General features: G+C 47.0%; 21 protein-coding genes. 12 read left to right on the forward strand and 9 right to left on the reverse strand.

The features are described from left to right. Positions 1–104 precede the first annotated feature (104 nt). Both lptF and lptG read left to right on the forward strand, forming a co-directional pair. Positions 105–1,223 (forward strand): LPS export ABC transporter permease LptF, encoded by a 1,119-nt coding sequence (lptF, locus tag HH196_RS00520; RefSeq protein ID WP_169450160.1) that lies wholly within the window; start codon positions 105–107, stop codon positions 1,221–1,223. Further along, the gene (gene lptG / locus HH196_RS00525; protein ID WP_169450161.1) at positions 1,223–2,293 is read left to right on the forward strand and encodes an LPS export ABC transporter permease LptG; all 1,071 of its coding nucleotides are present in this window, start codon (positions 1,223–1,225) and stop codon (positions 2,291–2,293) included. The genes lptF and lptG overlap by 1 nt, the downstream gene beginning before the upstream one ends. Here the strand turns inward: lptG and HH196_RS00530 are convergent. The 3 genes from HH196_RS00530 to HH196_RS00540 all read right to left on the reverse strand — a co-directional run bounded on the left by HH196_RS00530 (position 2,290) and on the right by HH196_RS00540 (position 5,058). Continuing rightward, a complete protein-coding gene (locus HH196_RS00530; RefSeq protein ID WP_169450162.1) occupies positions 2,290–2,742 on the reverse strand; it encodes an RDD family protein in 453 nt (150 codons plus the stop codon). The two genes, lptG and HH196_RS00530, sit on opposite strands and share 4 nt — an antisense overlap. A 149-nt stretch (positions 2,743–2,891) precedes the next feature. Beyond that, positions 2,892–4,118, reverse strand: coding sequence for a YeeE/YedE family protein (locus tag HH196_RS00535; protein ID WP_169450163.1), 1,227 nt, complete (start codon positions 4,116–4,118; stop codon positions 2,892–2,894). A gap of 145 nt (positions 4,119–4,263) precedes the next feature. Continuing rightward, a complete protein-coding gene (locus tag HH196_RS00540) occupies positions 4,264–5,058 on the reverse strand; it encodes a tetratricopeptide repeat protein (protein WP_169450164.1) in 795 nt (264 codons plus the stop codon). 209 nt (positions 5,059–5,267) lie between these two features. On the opposite strand from HH196_RS00540, the gene HH196_RS00545 reads away from it, so the two are divergent. Then, a complete protein-coding gene (locus HH196_RS00545; RefSeq protein WP_169450165.1) occupies positions 5,268–5,585 on the forward strand; it encodes a phasin family protein in 318 nt (105 codons plus the stop codon). After that, on the forward strand, positions 5,582–6,031 hold the full coding sequence (locus HH196_RS00550) for a cytochrome c (protein WP_169450166.1): 450 nt from the start codon (positions 5,582–5,584) through the stop codon (positions 6,029–6,031). The genes HH196_RS00545 and HH196_RS00550 overlap by 4 nt, the downstream gene beginning before the upstream one ends. Positions 6,032–6,087: 56 nt before the next feature. Here the strand turns inward: HH196_RS00550 and HH196_RS00555 are convergent, their stop codons facing one another. Both HH196_RS00555 and nhaD read right to left on the reverse strand, forming a co-directional pair. Beyond that, entirely contained in the window at positions 6,088–6,732 is a 645-nt protein-coding gene (locus tag HH196_RS00555) for a cytochrome b/b6 domain-containing protein (RefSeq protein ID WP_169450167.1), read from the reverse strand. A 2-nt stretch (positions 6,733–6,734) separates the two neighbouring features. After that, positions 6,735–8,198, reverse strand: a complete 1,464-nt coding sequence (gene nhaD, locus HH196_RS00560; protein ID WP_248276864.1) for a sodium:proton antiporter NhaD — start codon at positions 8,196–8,198, stop codon at positions 6,735–6,737. A 173-nt stretch (positions 8,199–8,371) separates the two neighbouring features. Here nhaD and prfB point away from each other — a divergent pair, with 173 nt between their 5' ends. Genes prfB through ung form a run of 4 tightly spaced genes read left to right on the forward strand, consistent with a single transcriptional unit; the run spans position 8,372 to position 12,205 of the window. Beyond that, the gene (gene prfB, locus HH196_RS00565) at positions 8,372–9,466 is read left to right on the forward strand and encodes a peptide chain release factor 2 (RefSeq protein ID WP_169450168.1); all 1,095 of its coding nucleotides are present in this window, start codon (positions 8,372–8,374) and stop codon (positions 9,464–9,466) included. A gap of 24 nt (positions 9,467–9,490) precedes the next feature. Continuing rightward, positions 9,491–10,990, forward strand: coding sequence for a lysine--tRNA ligase (lysS, locus tag HH196_RS00570; RefSeq protein WP_169450169.1), 1,500 nt, complete (start codon positions 9,491–9,493; stop codon positions 10,988–10,990). A gap of 29 nt (positions 10,991–11,019) precedes the next feature. Continuing rightward, positions 11,020–11,472: a hypothetical protein gene (locus HH196_RS00575; RefSeq protein ID WP_169450170.1), complete on the forward strand. Its 453-nt coding sequence runs from the start codon at positions 11,020–11,022 to the stop codon at positions 11,470–11,472. Continuing rightward, entirely contained in the window at positions 11,465–12,205 is a 741-nt protein-coding gene (gene ung, locus HH196_RS00580; protein ID WP_169450171.1) for a uracil-DNA glycosylase, read from the forward strand. Before HH196_RS00575 ends, ung begins: the two co-directional genes overlap by 8 nt. On the opposite strand, the gene HH196_RS00585 is transcribed toward ung, so the two are convergent. The 3 genes from HH196_RS00585 to rsgA form a co-directional block, all read right to left on the reverse strand. Next, the gene (locus tag HH196_RS00585) at positions 12,150–13,070 is read right to left on the reverse strand and encodes a folate-binding protein YgfZ (RefSeq protein ID WP_169450172.1); all 921 of its coding nucleotides are present in this window, start codon (positions 13,068–13,070) and stop codon (positions 12,150–12,152) included. The two genes, ung and HH196_RS00585, sit on opposite strands and share 56 nt — an antisense overlap. 14 nt (positions 13,071–13,084) lie before the next feature. Continuing rightward, entirely contained in the window at positions 13,085–13,939 is an 855-nt protein-coding gene (gene asd / locus HH196_RS00590; RefSeq protein WP_169450173.1) for an archaetidylserine decarboxylase, read from the reverse strand. A gap of 73 nt (positions 13,940–14,012) precedes the next feature. Beyond that, entirely contained in the window at positions 14,013–15,059 is a 1,047-nt protein-coding gene (rsgA, locus tag HH196_RS00595; RefSeq protein WP_169450174.1) for a small ribosomal subunit biogenesis GTPase RsgA, read from the reverse strand. A gap of 92 nt (positions 15,060–15,151) precedes the next feature. Between rsgA and orn the strand changes: the two genes are divergently transcribed. Next, positions 15,152–15,709, forward strand: a complete 558-nt coding sequence (gene orn, locus HH196_RS00600) for an oligoribonuclease (protein WP_169450175.1) — start codon at positions 15,152–15,154, stop codon at positions 15,707–15,709. Positions 15,710–15,744: 35 nt separating this feature from the next. Here orn and queG read toward each other — a convergent pair whose 3' ends face one another. Next, positions 15,745–16,881, reverse strand: a complete 1,137-nt coding sequence (queG, locus tag HH196_RS00605) for a tRNA epoxyqueuosine(34) reductase QueG (protein WP_169450176.1) — start codon at positions 16,879–16,881, stop codon at positions 15,745–15,747. Between the two features lie 119 nt (positions 16,882–17,000). Between queG and HH196_RS00610 the strand changes: the two genes are divergently transcribed. From HH196_RS00610 to HH196_RS00620, 3 genes are read left to right on the forward strand one after another with little or no spacing between them, the layout of a single operon-like run. Next, entirely contained in the window at positions 17,001–17,807 is an 807-nt protein-coding gene (locus tag HH196_RS00610; RefSeq protein WP_169450177.1) for an NAD(P)H-hydrate dehydratase, read from the forward strand. A 50-nt stretch (positions 17,808–17,857) separates the two neighbouring features. Continuing rightward, complete coding sequence (gene tsaE / locus HH196_RS00615; RefSeq protein WP_169450178.1) at positions 17,858–18,325, forward strand: tRNA (adenosine(37)-N6)-threonylcarbamoyltransferase complex ATPase subunit type 1 TsaE; 468 nt, start codon at positions 17,858–17,860, stop codon at positions 18,323–18,325. A gap of 46 nt (positions 18,326–18,371) precedes the next feature. Continuing rightward, positions 18,372–19,688, forward strand: coding sequence for an N-acetylmuramoyl-L-alanine amidase (locus tag HH196_RS00620; protein WP_248276865.1), 1,317 nt, complete (start codon positions 18,372–18,374; stop codon positions 19,686–19,688). The last annotated feature ends 7 nt before the right edge of the window (positions 19,689–19,695 follow it).

The following is a 19,695-nucleotide window of genomic DNA, read 5'->3' on the forward strand; positions in this document are numbered from 1 at the left end:
TACAAGACAACCACTTAAGTTTTAGGTGATAATGCTAACCCTGCAATCTAATTACCAGAGTTCTAGTGCTGATTGTAAACTATGAATCTATTAGGAACAGCCGCTTGATCGTTTTTCGTTACCTTGCGAGAGAAGTTTTACTGACTACCCTAGCGGTTACCGCCGTCCTACTTCTCATTATTACCAGCACACATTTGATTGGTTACCTTGCTGATGCCGCGTCCGGTGAGATCGCTACCTCGGTTGTTCTCTCTTTGGTTTTTAACCGTATCCCTCTTTTTTTAGAACTTTTACTCCCATTAGGCTTCTTTTTAGGGATTTTATTGGCCTATGGTCGACTCTATCTAGATTCTGAAATGGTCGTTTTAAAAGCCTGTGGAACAAGTAGCTGGCGCTTAATCGCATTCACCTATGGTCCAGCACTTCTCATCTCTTTCTGTGTCGCTTTTGTGAGCCTCTATTTAACGCCAACGGGTATGTATGAGGCGAAGCGTATTGTTGCAGAGCAGCGTGCACGTACAGAGTTGGATATGTTAGTTCCAGGAACATTCCAGACTCAGGCATCTAAAAATCAAGTCACCTACACCCGAAATATTGATCGGGCGGGCAAACTTGAGGAGCTTTTTGTCTCTGGTGTAGATAAAAGCGGCTCACCCTATCTCTTGATTGCTAAAGAGGGCGAGCAACGCTTTATGGAGAGTAATGGGCGTTTCTTAGTCTTTAAAGAGGGCTATAGATATGACTTTAATGATCAGGGTCAGCTTGATCAGGAGCTCACCTATGGTGAATATGCGGTGCAGTTGCCTGAGCCTAAATTGACAGCTCCCATCAAACATTTAGATGCTATTCCGACGCTTGAGCTATTTGGTAGTGATAGACCTGATCTAATAAGCCGTCTTCATTGGCGAACTTCACTTCCGTTTTTGCCACTGGTGGTGGTTTTTCTTGCGGTTCAGTTAGCAAGAACAAGCCCGCGCCAAGGGCGTTATGCAAAGCTAATACCAGCGATTATTTTGTATCAGGTTTATGTAGGCAGCCTAACTGCTGCACGCTCTGTAGTTGAACAGGGTTCTCAGGGTGGCTGGCTAATCTGGTTCGTTCATTTTGTTGCCTTAGCTGTAGGCGTTTCGATGGTTCTTTTTGAAGGTGGTTGGGAACGATTGATGAACCGACTGCCGGCGCTGCCCTCTTTTAAGATTAGTCGCTCCAAAGGTGGTATCTAATGTGGTCGCGAATTGATCGTTATATTGCACAGCATATTCTCTCTGCAACAGCGATTGTGATGCTGGTCTTGGTTGGTCTGATGGGTATCTCACTACTGTTAGATGAGCTGGGAGAGGTTGATAAGTTTTATACTTTTGGGGTTGCTAGTCAGTTCACACTATTAAGTCTGCCTGGATTGGCTTATCAACTGCTACCTTTAAGCTGTTTAGTTGGCACTTTGATAGGTCTAGGTATATTGGCCAGTAATTCAGAATTAACGGTCATACGTGCTGCGGGTGTATCAATGAGTCGCTTGATTCTTTCAGTTGCAAAACCCATTGCCCTGGTTGCCGCTTTGGCCCTTCTAACGAGTCAGGTTGGTGTTCCTGACTCGCAACAAGCAGCGCGCGCTGTGAAAGGTATCGCAAAGGCACAGTCGGGTCGACTAGACACGCGTTCAGGAGGTTGGTTCAGACAGGGCGATACCTATCTGCATGTATCTGCTATCGATCCATCTGGAACAATTTTTGGTATTACCCGTCATCGTTTCGATGTGAACTTACGATTAGTTGAAACCAGTTACGCTGAAAGAGCAAATTACGACTTTGAAAAAAGAGAGTGGGCTCTCTCAAATCTGCAGGTGACAACTGTTTCGGACGATCGAGTAACTCGAGAAACTATTAAAAAAGGTTTTTGGCCTACTCAATTAGATCCAGCGCTTTTATCTGAGATTTTGGTTCCGCCATCAGACCTCCCCCTACTTGGGTTAAGTAGCTACTCCAGCTATCTGGAAAATCAGGGGGTAGATGCGACGCCTTATCTACTGGCATTTTGGGGTAAGTTATTCCAGCCACTTGGTATCGTAGCTTTAGTCCTTATTGGGGTGGCGTTTGTTTTTGGTCCGTTACGTGGTGTAACAGTGGGGCAGAGAATTATCACAGGCGTAGTGATAGGTTTAGTCTTCAAATTTAGTCAGGACCTATTAGCGCCTGCAAGTCAGGTGCTGGGATTTTCACCGCTCTTGGCGGCATTGATTCCAATTCTGATAAGTCTGATGGTTGGTCTCTGGCTACTAGCGAGAGTTCGTTAGTTTTTGGTGATTCTCACCGTCACGCTATTTGACCAGCGTTCATGCCAGGTGACCTTCTGATCCGAAAAAATTGTAATCCAGTAGCCTAGCCCGAAAAGTGCAATAGAGAGCATTGCCGCAAAGAAACGGATCATCGCTTGTGTCCAGCTTAATGAAAAGCCCGTTTCACTTTGAGCACGAAGGCGCCAAGCCATCATGCCAAGGGTTTGCCCAGAGCGTGTCCAGAAGAAGCCAAAAAATAGAAAGGTTGTTATCAGAAGAAGAGATTTAAGGGTCGCAAGACCTAGAGGTGAATCAATTGCCTCGCCCTGGTTCAAAGCAACCGCTACACCGCCTATCAACATCCATATCGCCAACACGATCAATGTGTCGTAAACCATCGCAAGAAGTCTAACGATCAGTGTTGGTGTGCGAAGTCGACTTGGATCGTCGTTAAATTGGCGAGGCATAGTGTTTAAGTACCCTTTAAAAAGCGTTTACGTGCAGTCTCTAAATTAAAGGGGATTTTAAGCTGCGCCTCTTCTTGTCGCAATCCAACAACGAGATTTCCCCGCATGTTCATATGATACATACAGGGAGAGAGGTTTAGATGGGAGGCTTAAAGACGAAATAGTCCCTTGAGTTTCAAGCCAACAATACAACCTAAGAGTGCTGATATGATCCAGAGCCAGCCATGAAGGCTGCCTGACACCACACCGCCCACGAATGCACCGATATTACAGCCGTAAGCAATGGTCGCGCCGTAACCGAGAAGTACGCCGCCTAGTAGTGAGAAGGTGAAGTTTCGAATAGGCATTTTAAACGACAGTTTGAACTTGCCAGAAAGAGTTGCTGCAATAAATGCACCTAAAATCACGCCAAGATTCATTAGTGAAGCTTTGTCGGCTAGTAGTGGGTCTACCAGTGCTTCATCACGACCCGGTGCCATCCAGTATGTCCAGAAATCCAACTCTAGGTTGAGGTTCAGAAGCTCGGCAGCTTTAGCGCCCCATACCGGATAGGCAAGGGCTACCGCCCAAGGGCGCCCAAGCAGAGATAGGGTGGCGAAGTTGAGGACGGTAAGTCCAACAGCGCCCCAAATGAGTGGCCAGGGACCCTTGATCAAACGTCTCCACAAAGGCTGCTTGTTGTTCGCACTCTCTTCATTCTCTAATGCGCCATGTTGGCTCTTTTCTAACTTAACTGTGAATAGATAGATTGCTGCAAATAGAGCTAAATTAAGTGCGATTGCGCTAACTACCCCCAGGGTTTCAATTAGGCCCACAGGAGCAAGTTGCGGCAGGGTAGTCCACAACTCATAGTCCGCCGTTGCCCAAAGAGCACCGCCTGCAAAACCAATAATGGCAGGTAGGGCTCTAAGTTGACCGCCGCCAAGGTGATAGAGATTACCGGAAGCGCACCCGCTTGCTAATTGCATGCCGATGCCAAAAATGAAAGCTCCAAAAACCACTGAAGGGCCGAGTGGGCGGACAAATCCAGTGACTGAATTGCCGAACAGTTCACCCGAAGCGAGCGTTGGGAAGAAGATCAATACGCTTAGGGAAAGCATGATTAGGATCGCTCTGATACCTGCGCCACGTTTCTCTACAATCATTCTTCTAAACGCTGTTGTAAAACCAAATGATGAATGAAAGAAAACCAAGCCTAATGCTACACCTAGTGTGAGAGCTTGCAGTTCATACTGAGAGTGCTCTACCACAAGACTAACGGCGAAGATGGCAAAAAGAGTGGCAGCAACCACTAGACTGAAAGGCTGTGTTGATAGCTTTTCAACAAGAGGGCTTTCGCTAATTGTGTTGTCGCTTTGGATAGTCGATGTAGTCATGATAAACACTCATTTCAATTTGGGTTGCAATTTTAGTGCCTATTTTTTATCCAATCAAAGAATATTAAAAAATTTTAATATTTCTTTTTGGAATATAATGGCCAATTAAAAAGCACACCTAAGTGTGCTTTTCATAATGCTTTGATTAGCGTTTTACGTATTTTCCTACAAACTCATCCGCTAGATGCTTCGCTTCTGTTAGCTCTGATTCATTCAATTTCATTAGGAGTCGATCTTGAATGGTTCTTGCTGTAGCTGAGCCTGCTTCAGATGCCGCATGCATCCAAGCATAGGCTAGGATGTCAGGGTTGGTCTGCTTATTTTGGCCATTATGAGTGGCATACATAGTGCCAAGGAAAAACATTGAGTCAGCATACCCTTGGTTTGCAGCCTCTAGGTAGAGTGATTCAGCTTTTGCGAAATCTTGTTTTGTTCCTGAACCAAAATTGTAAGAGCGCGCAAGGTTATGGCGGCCTGCTAGAAGACCCTGCTTAGACGCCTTTTGGTACCAGTTAAATGCACTGTCCAGATCGCGTTTAACACCCTGGCCATACTCATTCATCTCGCCAATTCGGTTCTGTGCGTTGGCATCGCCTTGCTCTGCGAGTGGTAAAGTTTTGTTGTACTCAAGAAGGTAGACTTCGTTCTTCATAGCGCGAAGTGCTTTAACACTATCTAAGTGTCCTTGGCGAGCAGCGCTGCCGAAATATTTTTCAGCTTCAGTGCGGTTTTTCTCAACGCCCTGACCGTCACGGTAAAGCGTACCCAAAAGATAGTAGGCATTTGGGTCACCATCTTTTGCCAGTGGGCGGAGTTCATCCAGTGCTTTTGAGAAATCTTTTGATTGGATTGCGCGCTCAGCAGCAACAATCGAGGCTGCTTCAGCCTGTGCTAGTGGCATCAAAATTAGAGCCAGCGATAAAAGTCGAGCTTTGGTCAAAACTGACCTCCTTGCCTAAATTTAATCTATAGCTGGAAGACTAGCAGTTTCTAGTCCATCCTTAATTGCGGGATCGCAATCATAACCTGTTCGCAACACAAACCACAGTTAAAGCTCCCAAAAAGTTAGTTCTCTGGTATAAAGTTTGATTTAAGGCACTTTATTGACTATTACTTCTAGTGTCATCTTTCAAACTTAAGGAGAAACCTATGTTTCAGGATATGAATCAACTTTTACAAGAGAGTATGGCTCCATTTAAGAAGATGATGGAGATTCAGCAAGAGATGCTTGAGCGTATTACGCGCCAGCAGATTGAGTGTACTCAGCAGTGTATTGAAGCAACGATGGCACAAGCTGCTGCCCTTCAGAAAGCGGAAAATCCTCAGCAGTTCATTGAGATGCAACAGGATTACACTAAGCGATTAGAAGAGGCTTTGGTCGCCGCGCGTGATTCAAATGTTCAGACTGTTCAGCAAGCTCAAAAGGCAGTTCAAGAGTTAACGGCTGCGAGCCTTGGAGGTAAATGATGTATTTAAAGAGCTGTGTTATAGCCTCTGCAATGTTGTTCGGCTCGATGAGCGTTAATGTTCATGCAGATATGGCTGAAGATGCAATTCAGTATCGTCAGTCGGTATTTCAAACCTATAAATGGCACTTCGGTGCTATGGGTGCGATGGTGCGAGGTAAAGCACCCTATGATGCTGCAAAATTTAAGCATCATGCCGAAGCTTTAGCCGCAGTGGTGCCACTTGCAGCTGAAGGGTTTGTTGAGGGCTCGGATATGGGAGATACCGCAGCAAAAGATGAGTTGTGGGAGAATCTTACCGATCTCAATAAGCGTTTTGATGAGCTTGCCCTTGCTGCTTCTGAACTCGCTGCTGCCTCTGGCGGTGACCTAGATGCAGCTAAAGCTGCTTTTGGTGCGGTTGGTAAAGGGTGTAAAGGTTGTCACGACAACTATCGTGAAAAATAAGCGTGAAAAATAGGCGTGAAAAGCAAACGTTAAAACTTTGCGTTCAAACTATTCAGTTAGCCTACAATAAACAACCAAACTACCACCGCTGCAGCTGTCGCTAAAGCAAAATAGAGAGGTGCACCTGTAACTAATCGAGGTGCACTCTCCTCTGAATCCTTGTAACCATCAATCATCGGTTTGATAAGAACTTCACCTTTGACTCTCTGATACCAAGCAATCGCCAACAGATGAGTGACGATGACGAGCATCAGAACCTTGAACAGTATGTGGTGCAACTCCGTTGAGATAAGTTGGTTCTCATACGAGATTAAGTAGGCTAACGGGCCTTCAATAAAGATATCGTCATTGCCAAACAGTCCGGTAATCACCATCAATAGAGTGATTGATATCAGTGCCAAAACGCTCACGGCACCGGCTGGGTTGTGCGTGAGGTATTGAGTTTTATCTTTGCCAGCAAGATAGTTTATGACTGCTTTAGGTCCTTTGATAAATGAGCTGAATCGACTCGGGCCGCTACCGATAAAGCCCCAAATGATGCGAAAGATAAGTAATCCTGCAATGAAGTAACCGCTCTGGGTATGCCAAATCATCCAGTTACCGCCCAGCTCGGCAGATATCCAAGAAAAGAGGATGCTTACAACTAGTAGCCAATGAAATAGGCGGGTGCTGATATCCCAAATTACAACTTTTTTATCCATAGTTACTCCCCGATCGTTGCTACAAGCGCTAGATGTGTTGCGATACTCAGACCGTATCCAAGTAATATAGCCCAACTCCAGCGAAGATGAGATTTAAAGGTGTAGATGCCCGCGGCCTGTCCCATAAGGGCAACACCCGCTGCAGAGCCAATAGCTAGAATTGAACCGCCTATCCCTATCGTAAGCGTAACGAGTAACCACTGATCGGTGCTCAATGGATAGTTCATTGAGAGAATGGCGTACATCATGGGAATGTTGTCGATCAGTGCAGAAAGCAGTCCGACTAATGAGTTGGTCGCTAAGGGTCCTAAGCCCCCATAGAAAGTTGAGGAGGCGAGCTGGAGATACCCCAACGTCGCCAATCCTCCAACGCTCAGGACTACCCCGTAAAAGAACATGAGTGTGTCCCAGCTTGCGCGCTCAACGACTCTGAAATTATCAAATCTCATGACCACCTGGCCGTGATCACCTTTTAAATGCTGGGTCGAGCCTGCTGTCTCTAGATGATGGCCACGAAGCTCGTGCTCGTGAGCTAAAGGGTCTCTTCTGCTTAGCAGATAACCATAAATTTTAAGCACCCCAAGCCCTGTCATCATCCCTAGGACTGGCGCGAGTTCAAGATAGCTATGTATAAACACTGAGAGCGCAGCCGTTGAGATGAACATCAATATGACCATCATGCCGCCTCGCTTCATGCGTTGCTGTTCATGCGGTGCTTGTGGTGGGCCATCGGGGATCTTGAGGTGCATCAGTGCAGCAGGTACTAACCAGCTCACTAGGGCAGGGGGGATTAGGTAGAAAAAGTCGAAAAACTGTAGTTTGTGTTGCTGCCAAACCATTAAAGAGGTGATGTCGCCAAAGGGGGAGAATACACCGCCTGCATTTGCTGCAATGACTACGTTGATTGACCCCAGGACTACAAATTTGTTGGTTCTACCTCCGACCGCCATAACAACGGCACCCATTAGAAGTGCCGTCGAGAGGTTGTCTGCGATAGGGGAAAGTAGGAATGTTAGCCCTCCTGTTGCCCAAAAGACTCTTCGTAACGAGAAGTCTCTGGCAATAAGCCAACTGCGAAGGGCAAGAAATACGTGTCGCTCCTCCATCATATGTATGAAAGTCATTGCCGAAAGCAGGAATAGAAAAAGCTCCGCATACTCTAAAACGACTCGTTGAAAAGCAGCGCTGGCGATAGCCTGTTGTCCCTCATACGCATAAGCCAATCCAACTACTATCCAGATCAATCCAGCTGCAACCATCATAGGTTTTGATTTTGCTAGGTGGGTCTTCTCTTCGGTAACGACAAATAGATATCCCAAGACAAAAATCGCGAGAGCTACATAGCCAAAAACGGTATCAGTCATCCCAATGAACTCTCCGGTGTTGGCAAGTGCTTGTGAAGTGGTGATAAGAAGCATGCCAAGAGTGCCAAGCAGGTTTTTGCTAAAGGATTTGAGGTTTTTCATAAGGGTTAAGATCGCTCACAGATCCTTTGGTGACAAGTGATTCGCTTGTTTTAATCGGATTAATTTGTAGCGAGTTAAAGTTTGTCGCAGTTTTAACTATTGGTGATTCAAACTGGAAGGGATTTCTTGTAAAATATTGCCCCTTTTGAACACCTTTGGACTTCAGCTCGACTATGGAAATTAATCCTATCGTAAACCGCATTAAAGAGTACGCGTCGCGTACTAAAGAGTTGCGTGGCTATCTTGAATACGATGAGAAACGCGAACGCCTTGAAGAGGTTGAGCGCGAGCTAGAAGATCCAGCCATCTGGAATAATCCAGAAAACGCCCAGAAACTTGGCCGAGAGCGCTCTGCGCTTGAAGAGATTATCAAGTCGATTGATGAGCTCACGGATGGTTGTAACGACTGTCTTGAACTGCTCGAGATGGCAGTTGAAGAGAACGATGAAGGGACAGTCGCTGAGGTTGACTCAGAGGTGACTCGTCTTGGTGCCATTCTTTCGCAACTTGAGTTTCGTCGTATGTTCTCAGGTGAAGCGGATGCTAATAACGCCTTCCTAGACATTCAGGCAGGTTCAGGCGGAACTGAAGCCCAAGACTGGGCTAGCATGATGCTACGCATGTTCCTGCGTTGGGGTGAGGCGCACGGTTTTAAAACAGAGATCATGGAGGTCTCTGACGGTGATGTGGCAGGTATTAAATCTGCAACTATTCGCTTTGAAGGTGAGTATGCATTTGGTTGGCTACGTACCGAGACGGGTGTGCACCGTCTAGTGCGTAAAAGCCCATTTGACTCTGGTGGTCGTCGCCATACCTCATTCTCATCAGTTTTCGTCTCTCCTGAGATTGATGACAATGTAGAGATTGAGATTAATCCAGCTGACCTTCGTGTCGATGTTTACCGTGCCTCTGGTGCCGGTGGTCAGCACGTCAACCGTACTGAGTCGGCAGTTCGTATTACGCACGGACCTTCAGGTATTGTGGTGCAGAGTCAGGCACAGCGTTCGCAACACCAGAACAAAGATAACTGTATGAAACAGCTCCGCTCTAAACTTTATGAGATGGAGATGTTGAAGCGTCGTGAAGCGGCTCAAGAGCAGGAAGATAACAAAGCGGACATCGGGTGGGGCAGCCAAATTCGCTCTTATGTTCTCGATGACTCGCGCATTAAAGATCTTCGCACCGGTGTTCAGAGTTCAAACTGTGATCGCGTTCTTGATGGCGATCTAGATATGTTTATCGAAGCTAGCTTGAAAGCTGGCCTCTAAAATTTAAGACAGGATAGAGATCAGATGTCTGATAACACACAATTGGATGAAAACCGCTTGATTGCAGAGCGTCGTGAAAAACTAACGGCGCTTCGTGAACAGGGTAACGCTTTCCCAAATACCTTCCGTCGTGATGCATACGCGCAGGAACTTCAGGATGCTCATGGCGAAAAGAGCAAAGAGGAGTTGGAAGGTGCCGGTATTAAGGTCTCTATCGCTGGTCGTGTAATGCTAAACCGCGGTGCTTTCATGGTGCTGCAGGACATGAGTGGCCGTATTCAGGCCTACGTGAATAAAGAGGCTCGTGAATTTGCTAAGACTCTGGACTTGGGTGATATCGTGGGTATTACCGGTGAGCTGCACAAGTCAGGCAAAGGTGATCTCTATGTTGATATGGGCGAATTCCAGCTCCTAACTAAGAGCCTGCGTCCACTTCCGGATAAGCACCACGGTCTTCAGGATACTGAGGTTCGATACCGTCAGCGTTACATTGATCTCATAACCAATCTGCAATCACGTGATGTATTTGAAACGCGCTTTAAGATCATTGCGGCTATTCGTCAGTTCCTTAATGAGCGTCGTTTCCTTGAAGTTGAAACACCAATGCTACAGGCGATCCCAGGTGGTGCTTCAGCGCGTCCATTTGTTACGCATCACAATGCACTAGATATCGGTATGTACCTTCGTATCGCTCCAGAGCTCTACCTAAAACGTCTTGTTGTAGGTGGTTTTGAACGTGTGTTTGAGATCAACCGTAACTTCCGTAACGAAGGCCTATCAACGCGCCACAACCCAGAATTCACAATGATTGAGTTCTACCAGGCATACGCTGATTATAAGGATCTTATGGATCTAACAGAGGCGATGCTTCGCACAGTTGCACAGCAAGTTTTGGGTACTACTACCATCATCAACACTGTTCGCAACGAAGAGGGTGAAGTGCTTGAGACCTTTGAATACGATCTCGAGAAGCCGTTTGCGCGCATGTCCGTATTTGATGCAATCCTTGCATACAACCCTGATATCACAGCCGAAGCGCTATCTAACGAACATGCCGCTCGTCAGATTGCAGAGCGTCTAGATATCGATGTTAAAGATGGTTGGGGCCTAGGTAAGATTCAGATCGAAATCTTTGAAGAGACAGTTGAACACCTTCTTCAGCAGCCAACATTCATTACAGAATACCCAACGGAAGTTTCACCGCTTGCACGTCGCAATGATGACAACCCATTTGTGACGGACCGTTTCGAGTTCTTCGTTGCGGGCCGTGAACTTGCGAACGGCTTCTCGGAGCTTAACGATGCCGAAGATCAGGCAGAGCGCTTCCGCAAACAGGTTGAAGAGAAAGATGCGGGTGATGATGAAGCGATGCACTACGATGCAGACTTTGTGACTGCTCTTGAGTATGGTCTGCCACCAACCGCGGGTGAAGGTATCGGTATCGACCGTCTTGTGATGTTATTCACTGACTCGCCATCGATTCGTGATGTCATCCTCTTCCCAGCTATGCGTCCTCGCAACTAAGCCTTAGCTAAGGTTAGAGAAGCACTACTATGTCTCTACTCTCATCTAGTGTTATTTTCCCTAGAGAGAGTCGAGACTTTGCTGGAAAACGCTACATTAGTATTGGCCTGCGAACACTGCACCTTATGGGAATTGCAGGATTCGCAGGCTTTTTTCTGTTTGCTCTGCCGATAGAAATTTGGCGACCCTTTGCTATTTTGGCGGTGAGTAGCGGCATAGCGCTGATCGGTGTCGAAATATTTAGCGATGGTATCTGGCTGCTACAACTGCGTGGTTTAGCTGTCATTTTGAAGCTGCTTATTCTCGCAATGAGTTTTCTGTTTCCATACCTGGCGTTGTTTGGCTTTTTTATCATCATAGCCCTCTCTGGTTTCTTCTCCCACGCGCCTGCAAAGATTCGTTACTACTCTCCATTTGTCGGTAAGGTGGTAAAAAGCTCCAGTGAGTTAGCACTGCACCACGAGGGGCGTAAAGATGCTTGAGCAAGCGCCATCCTGGCGTGAGGTGCTTGCACCTGAATTTGAAAAGCCTTATTTGCAGGAGCTATTGGGGTTTCTAGAAAAACGACGGACTAAAGGGGCTGTGATTTACCCCGATTCTGATCATTGGTTCCATGCACTAGAGATGACCCCTCTCGATCAAGTGAAAGTGGTTATTCTAGGGCAGGACCCTTATCACCAGCCTGGCCAAGCTCACGGGCTTAGTTTCTCTGTTAAACCTGGTGTCAAAGTTCCCCCTTCGTTGCGTAATATCTACAAAGAGCTCGCAACAGATGTAGGTTTTAAGGTGCCTAATCACGGTTCACTTGAGAGTTGGGCAAAACAGGGTGTGTTGTTGTTGAATGCTGTGCTAACCGTTGAAGATAGTGCGGCGAACGCGCATCAGGGGCGAGGTTGGGAGCAATTTACCGATAAGATAATTGAGCTGGTCAATGACCGTTGCTCGCACTCTGTGTTTATTCTGTGGGGGAGTTATGCGCAGAAAAAAGGTGCCATGGTTGATCAGGAAAGGCATCTCGTGATCAGTAGTGCTCACCCTTCACCACTCTCGGCACATCGAGGTTTTTTGGGAAGTCAGCCATTTTCGAAAGTGAATCAATGGCTGATATCGCAGGGTCAAACTGCTATCGATTGGCAGTTGCCCATAGAGACTTCTGATCCTAACGCTTTGATTCAAACAGCCTTGGATCTAACTCATACGGAAGCGGAAGGTTAGTCAAAACTTCCCCTGAGTCTAACTGCAGCTTCGTTGAGTTCTCAAAAGCAGCCTGCTGCACCACAGCGATTAAAACGCATTTCTCGTTAACGGTCGCAGACATTACAACTTCACCTAGCGACTCGCCCTCTGCGTTTAAAACAGCAGCCCCTTCGCTAATATTGGTTTCGTTAGATGTTTCGTACAGGCGCATCGCACGCTTCAAAATACCGCGGTGCTGGAGTCTGGTGACAATCTCCTGGCCTGTGTAACACCCTTTAGTGAAGCTCACCCCCTGCAGCGCTTGCAAGTTGACCATCTGGGGAATGAAGTGCTCCTGTGTAGCTGCTCGAAGGTCTGGAATAGCCTGGAGTATGTTGGCTGCTATCCAGTTTTCAAGTGGGGAGTCGACTTGGGCTTTGAGTGATGAAGTGACGCTATCAATTGACCAAATTTCCCAAAGATTGTCAGCTAATTTGCACACTGCTGTCGTTTCGGATGCGGCGAAATGATCGATTTCACCACTTAAACCAAGTTGATTGGTGAGTGTGATGGCTTGATCGTTGGAAGCCCCAAAGCCAACCGCATCGTCCAGAAAGCTCATCTCAACCTTGGAGAATATGCTGTATTTCTTTAGGTTGTTGAAGGCGCTGTCGGCAATCTCTTCGTTAACGCGTAACCAGTAGGTCTGCGCATCCAGGCGCATGATGCGGAATAAGCCAACCATGTGTCCTTTGATGTTGCAGTGAGACGCTAGCGAGTGCCCAGTCTTAGCTAACTGTGCGATATCTGCTGTGAGCTGACCCTGCAGAAACTTCTCGGCATCAACACCCTTTACTTGAAAGAGTTTGCTATTGGTTAATTGCGTTGCGAAAGATTGCATCATTCTAATCCAATCAGTTAAAGTGTGGTAGCTATAGCTTCACCCATGCGAACTGGGGTGCCCTGTTTCAGGTGTTCAGACCACTCAATGTCACCTTCAGGGAAGAGCAGGATGACGGTTGAACCTAGTTTAAAACGACCCATCTCACCCCCTTTTTCGAGAAGAAGAGGGATCTCTGCTTGGGTGTTAAATACTTTGATAGGCACGCGCTTCATAGGAGCAACCTGGCCGCCCCATACGGTCTCAATACCTGCAACAATCATTGCACCAACAAGCACCATGGCCATCGGACCCTGTTCGGTTTCAAAAATACATACCAAACGTTCATTGCGGCCGAACAAATTATCTACGTTTTCAGCCGTTGTTTGGTTTACAGAGTAGAGATCACCCGGAACATAGATCGCCTCTTTAAGAGCTGCGCCAATAGGCATATGTACACGGTGGTAATCGCGCGGTGATAGGTAAATGGTTGCGAAAGAGCCGTTGATAAACGGTTTTGCGCGCTGTTCAGAGCCGCCTAATAGTGTCTTAACTCCATAGCCACGCCCTTTTGCTTGAAGAATGCGACCAAACTCAAGTTTGCCAATCTCGGAAATAGCGCCGTCAGCAGGGGAGACTAGAATGTTTTCACCTTCAGCGATGGTTCTTGCACCAGGCTTTAATGCGCGCGTAAAAAAGTCATTAAAGTTTACGTAATCCCTTGGATCAGAACGCTCCGCTTCACTCATATCGACGTTGAAGTGGTTGATGAACTTTTTGATCACCCAATTTTTAACTTTTGGGTTTGTGCACTCGGCAATGCGGCCAACCAATCGTGATAATAGGTGCTGGGGTACGATCTGTTGGAACAGTATAAATAGAGTTTTCTTCACCAGGATCTCCGTCAAACGGTGTATTACAAAGATGTTGCATGATACCCAAGAGTGGGTTGAGTGACTATCTAGGTTACCTAGCTTCCTTCGCTTTGAAGTCCGATTCCAACATCGAGTTTAGAATCTGCTTGTAGCTCAAGAAGCGAGTTTCACTAACCAGTCCTTTATCTATCGCTTCATGAAAAGCACAGCCAGGCTCCGCTTCGTGCTGGCAGTCCCTGAATTTACAGTGACCAGTCACTTCTCGAAGGTCAACAAATCCATCGATTAAGCGAGTCGGTTCAATATGCCACAGGCCAAATTCACGAATTCCGGGTGAGTCGATTAGGTTGCCACCCTCTGGGATGTGAAACAGTCGTGCAGTCGTGGTTGTGTGGCGCCCTTTGCGTGTAGCCTCAGATAGCTCGCCAACTTTGATGTCGACGCCTGGAAGCAGGGTGTTTACCAGCGATGATTTACCGACACCAGATTGACCAACAAAAACGGTAGTGCGATCAGCTAAAAAGGCTTTTAATTCGTCCAGTCCGCTTTTATCAGATGTTGATGCATAGATAATTCGATAGCCAATCTCTCTATAGCTATCAAGCAGCGGTATCAGGCGTTCACGATTATTGTCATTTAATAGGTCTGTTTTGTTGAGAACAATAACAGGCTCTATATCTGACAATTCAGATGCCACTAGGTATCGATCAATTAGGTTGGCGTGTGCGTAGGGTTCTACAGCAATGACGATTAAAATCGCATCAATGTTTGCAGCTACTGGTTTAAGTTCGCCATGGTTGTTGGGACGTTTCAGCTCAGAATCGCGATCCTCAACCGCTACAACCACACCTGCATCAGGTGATTTGCGCCAGATCACTCTGTCGCCAGTGACGAGCTGTCCCAAATGGGTGCGCATGTGACAGCGGATGATCTCACCTGTCAGCTCGCCTTCAAGTACTTCAACGTCAACCTGTTTGCCAAAGTGCGAGATGATAAGTCCATGTTGCTCTGGACCGAGGTCGCCACCTTCAAGCTGAGAATCTATCTGCTCATCACGTTTCTGTGCGCGAGCAGTTCTCTCCTCTTGGATCTTCTGGATTCTCCAAGCTTGACGTCTATTTACTTTACGTTGCGCCATCGGGCCTCGTTTCAAATTGAGCGGATAGGGTATAATCAGTCATTCTACTGTTTTCGCTAGTTGGAAGCGATCCATTCCCCAAGGAGAATTCGATGCTCGATAAAAAATCCGATAAAAATTTAATCTGGATAGATCTTGAAATGACCGGATTGGATGTGGATAGAGAGCGTATTATCGAGATGGCGATTATTGTGACTGATCCGGAGCTTAATACTCTGGCAGAGAGTCCAGTGATTACAGTTCATCAGTCGGATGAACTGCTTGACGCAATGGATGAGTGGAATACCAAACAGCATGGCGGTTCAGGACTGGTTGATCGAGTAAAAGCTAGCGATACGAGTGAGGCTGAAGCAGAACAGTCTATGATCGATTTTTTATCGGCCTACATTCCTGCAGGTGTCTCTCCTATGTGCGGAAACAGTGTTCATCAGGACCGCAAATTCCTACACCGTTACATGCCAAAATTAGAGGCTTACTTCCACTATCGAAACCTCGATGTGAGCACGCTTAAAGAGCTTGCGCGTCGTTGGCGTCCCGATGTTTTAGAGACTCTCAAAAAGCAGGGGAGTCATCTTGCTTTAGATGATATTCGAGACTCTATTGATGAGCTTAAGCACTACCGAGAGAACTTCTTAAGGATGGATTCTTAAGTAGCGTGAGAAGGGGGGGTAGAATGACGCTCCCATCAATCAGGTATTCGCTTTGAATTTGGGTGCTGCAGAAGAGGTAGTGGTTCTGTTTGGGTAGCACTCTCACTCGAGAGTTGATTCAAAGCCCAGAGTAGATGCTCTTGCACCATCGGTGTCTCGGTTTGAGCATTGAGTGCCTCTTTTATCACCCCCACCGCTTTTGCATCGGCACTGTTGCCAAGAGCGATGGCGATATTTCGTCTCCAGCCTTGGTATCCTGTTCTACGAATAGCGGAACCCTCTGTCTTTGTCAGAAACTCCTCTTCGCTCCAGCTAAATAGCTCAAGTAGATCTTGGTTATCAAGCTGGTGTCTTGGTGAGAAATCCTCTTCATTAGTATGTTTTGCAAAACGATTCCATGGGCAGATCAGTTGGCAATCATCGCAGCCAAAAATTCTGTTGCCCATGAGAGGGCGGAGCTCTTCTGGTATTGAGCCTCGATGTTCAATCGTCAGGTAGGAGATGCAGCGTCTGGCATCTAAAACATAAGGTGCCGGGAATGCGTTGGTTGGGCAGATATCCATGCAAGCTGTGCACTTGCCGCAATGGGTTTCACTCTCTGGGGTATCGATAGGCAAGGGGAGGTCTATAAAAAGTGAGCCTAGAAAAAACCAAGAGCCAGCGCTTCGGTTAAGCAGAAGCGTATGTTTGCCTACCCAGCCAAGTCCTGCGTCTCTGGCTAGTGGGCGCTCTAAAATCGGAGCGCTATCAACAAATGGGCGAAATTTTATGCTCTGCTCGCACCTCTCTTCGAGCCATTGTCCTAGATGTTTTAAACGGTTTCTAATGAGTTTGTGATAATCCCTGCCTAACGCATATCGGGCTATATAGCCCTTTTTTGGATTGGCCAATATTGAGGTGAATTTAACATCGCTAGGAAGGTAGTCCATGCGAACCATAATGACTCTAAGCGTGCCATCTACTAGCTGTTTTGGGTCGATACGCTTTTCAAAGTGATCAGCTAGAAAACCCATCTCACCCTGATAATTTTTCTCCAGCCACTCTCGAAGATAGCTCTCTTCCGAGCGCATATCTGGAAGCGTTATTGCACACTGTTGAAAGCCCAGCTCAAACGCCTTCTCTTTAAGAGCGCTTGCTAAATTGTCGAGCGAGCTAGGTTCAAAAGTGGTCATCAGGGGATTTATCTATTCTGTTTCAGCAAAAATTCATCGTCCGCGTTAATATACTGCAATTGTAGATGTGAATCAGGATCTTCAGAGGTTTAAGTGCACTGTTTATCTTGGGAAATAATATGAGTCAGTCAGAGTTACACAGTTTTGCTCCGCGCGCTCGGTCAGCGCACAAAGGTGATTTCGGCGTTGTGCTTGTGGTTGGTGGTGCACAGGGATTTGGCGGTGCCGTTATTTTAAGTGCTGAAGGGGCAATGCGAACGGGAGCAGGACGGGTCGCCTTAGCCACTGGGGCTGAATCTCACGTTGTCGCAAGCCTAAGTCGCATGCCAGAGATTATGGCGCAGTGTGTAAATTCTACGACAGAATTGATCGCCTTAATTGAAAAGGCGACAGTTCTGGTGGTCGGTCCTGGATTGGGTCTAGAGCGCTGGGGTGTAGAGGTGGCGCGTGAGATCTTTAAATCTGACCTGCCAAAGGTGGTAGATGCCGACGCACTTAACCTGATTGCAATGGGGCGATTAACTGCACCTTCAAAAGCGGTTTTTACACCGCACCCAGGTGAGGCTGCACGTCTGCTCGATACTTCCGTTTCTGAAATTGAGAAAGATCGAAGAGCCGCTGTTTGTGAATTACAAAAGCGGTTGAAGGGTGTCGTTGTGCTAAAGGGTGCTAATACGCTAGTGGCTGGTGATAGTGAAATATTTACTTGTCAGGCCGGTAATCCAGGGATGGCCTCGGCCGGTATGGGAGATCTACTTTCTGGTATCATAGCCGCTCTTATGGCGCAGGGGTTTAGTGCCTTTGAAGCGGCAAAGCTTGGTGTTAGTTTGCATGCTGAGGCTGGAGATCTTGCTGCTGCTGACGGCGAGCGCGGATTGATAGCGTCTGATCTGTTGATGCATTTAAAGCCTGTATTAAATAGATAAACAGATTAGTAGATAAAAAGTTAAACACACAGGTGGGTTAAGGTAGTTAAGTGACTGCAGATTTAGTTTGGAATCTTGCTGATGAAGAGGCAACTTTGCGAGCCGGTAAGGCGTTAGGCGAAGTTGTGCTCGCAGGTGTGATCTTTCTTGAGGGGAACTTGGGGATGGGTAAAACAACCCTGACTCGAGGGCTCATTCAAGGCTTGGGTCATCGGGGGGCTGTGAAAAGTCCAACCTATACCCTAGTTGAGCCCTATCTGTTAGATGGTCGCCAGATCTATCATTTTGATCTTTATCGCCTATCTGAGCCCGAAGAGCTCGAATATATGGGAATTAGAGACTACTTCGATCAAGAGGCCCTCTGTTTGGTTGAGTGGGCAGAACGTGGTGAAGGGATGCTCCCGACGCCTGATTTGGAAATCAAACTTGAACCCTTGGAGCAAGGCCGTAAACTATCTCTCTTTGCTATGACAGCTAAGGGGAGAGATTTGCTTCAACAACTTCCCGTTTCTGTCTAATTCACTTTTTAGGGTTCTTATGTTGGGTTTGTTTCGGTTTTGCATAATGAGTTTGGCGATTTCAATCGCAAACCCTGCATTTTCGGCTGCCATCGAGAACCTGCGTCTATGGAAAGCTCCTGATAGTACGCGACTCGTTTTTGATCTCGATTCGGAGGTTAAACATTCACTGTTTGCACTCGATAATCCAGATCGTATCGTTATCGATATTCCCAATAGCTCAGCGACCAAAGATTTTAGTAAGGTCGATTTGAGCGGTAGTCCAATCAAACGCATCCGTACAGGGCTGCAGAGTGATAAGTTGCGTGTGGTTCTTGATCTCTCGCAAAGAGTCGAGCCATCAAGTTTCTCGCTAGTGCCTAACGACCAATATGGACACCGTTTAGTGGTGGATCTCGGTTGGAGCGGTGGCGCAAAGATTGAATCTGAAACCGCCCCCTCAACTCCGGTAGCACTGCCGACTGGAAATAGGGAGATTGTCATTGCGGTCGATGCGGGTCATGGTGGCGATGATCCAGGTGCATTGGGTCCCTATCGTCTTCGTGAAAAAGATGTAGTCCTTGCTATTGCCAAGGAGGTTAAGCGACAAATTGATGCGGAACCTGGTTTTCGCGCAGAGCTTGTTCGTTCCGGCGATTACTATGTCAGTTTGCGTGGTAGAACTCGGAAAGCGCGCAAGTTAAACGCCGATCTCTTCGTTTCCATTCACGCCGATGCAGCGCAAAGTAGCAAAGCTCGAGGGGCTTCAGTCTGGGTCCTCAGTAATCGAGGCGCTTCTAGTGAGATGGGTCGTTGGCTCGCTTCGAAAGAGAATAGTGCCGATCTCATTGGTGGGGTAGGAAGTGTCAGTCTTGAAGATAAAGATGAAACCCTGGCAAGTGTTTTGTTAGACATGTCGATGACCTATGCGCGCACCAGTAGCAGTGAAGTAGCTGGCGCTGTTCATGAAAATATCGCTCGCTTTGCCAAAATGCATAAGAACTACGTCGAAAAAGCGGGATTTGTGGTGCTGAAGTCCCCCGATATCCCTTCGATATTAGTTGAAACTGGGTTTATCTCTAACCCAAGTGAAGCGAAACGTCTAAAAGATTCTTCCTATCAAAAACGCATGGCGCGCGCGATTGCAGATGGCATCGTTGGACACTTCTGGAGTAAGCCTCCCGCTGCAACCTTGGTTGCTACACTGAAACAGCAGGGTAAGCAGCCTGCCACGATTGAACGAAGTCATAAAGTTGCGCCCGGTGATTCACTCTCGATTATTGCTGAGAGAAATGGTGTGTCGCTCGATTCACTGCGTCGTTTTAACCAATTGAAGTCTGACCGTATTCGCGTAGGTCAGGTTCTTAAAATCCCTGCGGGTTGATCAATTT

This window comes from Marinobacterium sp. LSUCC0821 (genome assembly GCF_012848475.1).
Lineage (GTDB): Bacteria > Pseudomonadota > Gammaproteobacteria > Pseudomonadales > Balneatricaceae > Marinobacterium_E.